Annotated in this window: 1 protein-coding gene; it reads right to left on the reverse strand. The window is 36.0% G+C overall.

Annotated features, from left to right (window positions below; translation table 11 throughout):
- Positions 1-152 precede the first annotated feature (152 nt).
- Positions 153-353 (reverse strand): cold shock-like protein CspF, encoded by a 201-nt coding sequence (gene cspF / locus RF647_RS19315; protein ID WP_164972930.1) that lies wholly within the window; start codon positions 351-353, stop codon positions 153-155.
- Positions 354-509: the final 156 nt, after the last annotated feature.

Here is a 509-nt window from a genome sequence, read left to right on the forward strand (position 1 = left end):
GGCACTGTGCCAGCTGAGATGTTTATCTGGCATGCGGTGGCCCGTGATGTTGGAAATGTAAAAAATCAGGGGAGAAATTGATAGAACAAACAGATATATAATCTACCGTACTTTTGATGCGCACTTTATATTTAGCTCAACATTATCTTACTTTAAGAAAGAAATATATTTGCAGCCATCGGACCACTAAGTCCATTTATACGATAAAATTCAACACGAACACCTGGATTTAACGTTTGGCTTTCACTATTACTTAATGCAGAAACATGCAAAAAAACATCTTTTCTGCCATCTGATGGGATAATCAATCCCTTTCCGCTCTTGAAGTCAAAACTTTTGACAATTCCTGTCATTTTACGAGACAAATATTTTCCTAATGGTAATCCAGATTTGACTATACAGGATTAGTTAATAATAGCTAACCTTATTTTAACGACCCTCTAGAAGGCTAAAATAACATTTGCTTAATCATTCAACACGTGCCTTAATGGTTTGTCTGATTCGTTGCG

The sequence above is a fragment of the Kocuria sp. CPCC 205263 genome, assembly GCF_040981075.1.
In the GTDB taxonomy this organism is placed as follows: domain Bacteria; phylum Actinomycetota; class Actinomycetes; order Actinomycetales; family Micrococcaceae; genus Kocuria; species Kocuria rosea.

Bases quoted from the DNA above. Each gene is read 5' to 3' on its own strand.
- cspF (WP_164972930.1), bottom strand. From the start codon at position 353: ATGACAGGAATTGTCAAAAGTTTTGACTTCAAGAGCGGAAAGGGATTG.